Below are 2,312 nucleotides of genomic sequence, written 5' to 3'. Positions count from 1 at the left end.
AAATAAATTCAGAATTGCAGTTTTAAAATTCGATTTTGTTTTCATATCCATAGTTTTAAATTAAGTTAGACTTTTTCACACTTACACACAACGTCTCGTATAAAAACTGTGCGATGGTGAGCTTGATTTTCCGTAGGAAAATCAGGCGCAACAAGCAAGCACAGAATTTTCGATTTGGCACAGGCTTTAGCATTGTTTTTATATGCTGTTGTGCAAAGTTGATTTTACTATTTAGTCACGTTTTTTCTTTTGCTTCTTGAGACTTTTCAAATCTTACTATTAGCTCATCAACATTCTCTAATGTGATTTTTTCGGATTCCGTTAATTTGGAATCCTTATATTTCTTTTTTAAAATTCTAGCATATAACAATTTTGAAGGTAAAGTATGATCTTCATCTTCAATTAAATTGAATAATTTAAACTGATTCTCACGACTTTGTAAACTATTCAATAAAATATTCATTATATCGGAATTATTTTTAAAATCCGATTTACTAAGTCCTTCAAAATATTTATTAATATCATTTTTACGATTTTCCAGACCTAAATCTACAAGGGCTCTAGAAAAGTCCTCTGTTGACTTTATCATATCATTTTTAAAAGAACTTTTTATTGCAGATTCATATTTATCAGCCATATGTGGTCCGATGATTTCATCTTTTAATGCTAAGTCTAGGAAGTGCTGAAAGAATACTAATTGATAACTACCGTGATGACTTAAATCCAGTTTAATCCAACTATCTTCATCAGGTTGTGGTTTTGGTCCTAAATTTTTGTAAGCCTCTTTTAAATAATTAAAGTCGTCTCTTTCTAATTCTCTAGAAAGTAGTTGTTGTGTAAAGTTTCCTATATCTTCTGGAATTTTTGTTAGTCTTTTTAAAATATGAATTGTTTCTTCTCTTCTTATTTTTAAGAAAATCTTGTTTAAATTGTTGTTGATATTATCATTGATCGCAACTACCTCTTCTTTAGTTTTTAAAGTTTTTTCTAGTAGGGTTTCATTTTTATCCTTTAAATCAATGATTTTTCTTTCAATATATGTTACATACACACCTATGAATAAAGCAGCTACACCGAACAAGATTCCAAAGATTGTCAGATTCCAAGAAGCTGCACTAATCTGATTTGAAATACTTGAATAAGATCTGTTATTTATTTTTTCTTGATTTTCTAATTCTTTTTCTAAACTTCCAACTGTTTTTTGCAGTTCTGTAATTTCACTATATACATTTAGTGAGTCAGGATTAATCCTTTCAGGGTTTTGAGCATTAACTGAAGAAGCTAGAATTAAGAGTAAGAACAGAATTTTTTTGGTCATATTTTCATTTCAATTTTGCACAACGTCCCGTATAAAAAATAGTGCTAGCTGGCGAGCTTGATTGTCCGCAGGACGATCAGGCGTTGCAAGCAAGCACGGAGTTTCGAATTGAAACAGACTTGAGCATTTTTTTTATACAGTGTTGGCAATAGTGCTTTTTTGGTTTATAATTGGAAAGTTTGTGTATCAGAGTTGTCGGAGCTAAAATCGTCCTTCCAATAATATTCAACGGTCAAGAGGTCCGGCGCTCCCATTGTTACAAAGAAATCTATTTCTATTCCTTGTTGGGGGCGTATTTCAATAGGAGTAGGGTTAGAACCTTTCATTATTCCTTTTACATCGGGAATCTTTACCGTGACATCTTTTGCAACGGATTTACCTCGGTTGTAAATTTTTAAATTCCTATTTCCTTTATTGTCTTTAACCACATTACCTTCAATAATGGCTTTTTTGGATTTTATTTTTTCGTCCTTTATTTTTTCAATTTCGTATTCATTAATTAAAGCAGATTGCTTTTTAATTTTTGAATCGTGTTTGATATATGTAAATAAGGAAAATCCGAGTGCTAAAAGGGAAATAAGTAATCCGGCTATCGCCATATTATTTTAGTTTTATATTCTTAAAAGTGTCTTTGAACATTTTATTTAAATCTTCTTGTAAATCCTTTCTGATTTCCTGTTGAGTTTCCTCAAGTTCGTTATTTATCTTCTCTTGATTTAATTCAACTAATTCGTCGTAACCTCCATTATATTCTCGTTCGCAACGGTTGCACTTTATCCAAGTTTTTTCATCGTTGTATTCAAAGTTTGAATCTCCACAAGTTATACAAACTAATTGGATAGATTTATCATAGGAATCTTTCATATATTTTGATTTTAAGTTCGGAGGTTTTGCATTATTGCCAACGTCCCGTATAAAAACTGTGCTGCTTACAGGTAATGATTTTTTCTGTAGGAAAAATCAGGTTTAGAAAAAAACGCACATAGTTTAAATT

General features: G+C 30.7%; 3 protein-coding genes. All 3 read right to left on the bottom strand.

The genetic code is table 11. The features are described 5' to 3' along the window. Positions 1-235 precede the first annotated feature (235 nt). The 3 genes from B5440_RS15380 to B5440_RS15370 all read right to left on the bottom strand — a co-directional run bounded on the left by B5440_RS15380 (position 236) and on the right by B5440_RS15370 (position 2,182). Positions 236-1,318 carry a hypothetical protein gene (locus B5440_RS15380; RefSeq protein WP_070055006.1) on the bottom strand — a complete coding sequence of 361 codons (1,083 nt, stop codon included), beginning with the start codon at positions 1,316-1,318 and terminating at the stop codon, positions 236-238. A 164-nt stretch (positions 1,319-1,482) separates the two neighbouring features. Next, positions 1,483-1,917 carry a hypothetical protein gene (locus B5440_RS15375; RefSeq protein WP_070055007.1) on the bottom strand — a complete coding sequence of 145 codons (435 nt, stop codon included), beginning with the start codon at positions 1,915-1,917 and terminating at the stop codon, positions 1,483-1,485. Position 1,918: 1 nt separating this feature from the next. Then, the gene (locus B5440_RS15370) at positions 1,919-2,182 is read right to left on the bottom strand and encodes a hypothetical protein (RefSeq protein ID WP_070055008.1); all 264 of its coding nucleotides are present in this window, start codon (positions 2,180-2,182) and stop codon (positions 1,919-1,921) included. Between the last annotated feature and the right edge of the window lie 130 nt (positions 2,183-2,312).

Origin of the sequence: Salegentibacter salarius (genome assembly GCF_900168265.1) — a bacterium.
In the GTDB taxonomy this organism is placed as follows: Bacteria; Bacteroidota; Bacteroidia; order Flavobacteriales; family Flavobacteriaceae; genus Salegentibacter; species Salegentibacter salarius.
This window is presented reverse-complemented; position numbering and strand designations above follow the sequence as displayed.